Source organism: Nitratidesulfovibrio sp. 1201_IL3209, from assembly GCF_036763125.1.
Classification (GTDB): domain Bacteria; phylum Desulfobacterota; class Desulfovibrionia; order Desulfovibrionales; family Desulfovibrionaceae; genus Cupidesulfovibrio.
This window is the reverse complement of record NZ_JBAIYT010000091.1, coordinates 1-379: the sequence shown is the minus strand read 5'-3', so window position 1 is coordinate 379 and position 379 is coordinate 1. Positions and strand designations below refer to the sequence as shown.

The following is a 379-nucleotide window of genomic DNA, read 5'->3' as shown; positions in this document are numbered from 1 at the left end:
CCTTGAGGTGTGACCGCGTGCCTTTTGCATAATGAGTCAGCGAGTTACTCTGTCCAGCAAGGTTAAGCGCAAGCGGAGCCGTAGCGAAAGCAAGTCTGACAAGGGCGCTAAGTTGGGCGGAGTAGACCCGAAACCGGGTGATCTATCCATGAGCAGGTTGAAGCACGGGTAAAACCGTGTGGAGGACCGAACCAGTAACGGCTGAAAACGTTTTGGATGACTTGTGGATAGGGGTGAAAGGCCAATCAAACTCGGTGATAGCTGGTTCTCCCCGAAATATATTGAGGTATAGCCTCGGGACATTGTCTTGCGGAGGTAGAGCACTGACAGGGCTAGGGGTCTCACCAGATTACCAAACCCTTTCAAACTCCGAATGCCG

General features: G+C 52.5%; 1 rRNA gene. It reads left to right on the top strand.

Annotated elements, in window-relative coordinates:
- Nucleotides 1-379: ribosomal RNA gene (locus tag V6B97_RS17180) — 23S ribosomal RNA — on the top strand; the annotation flags it as partial.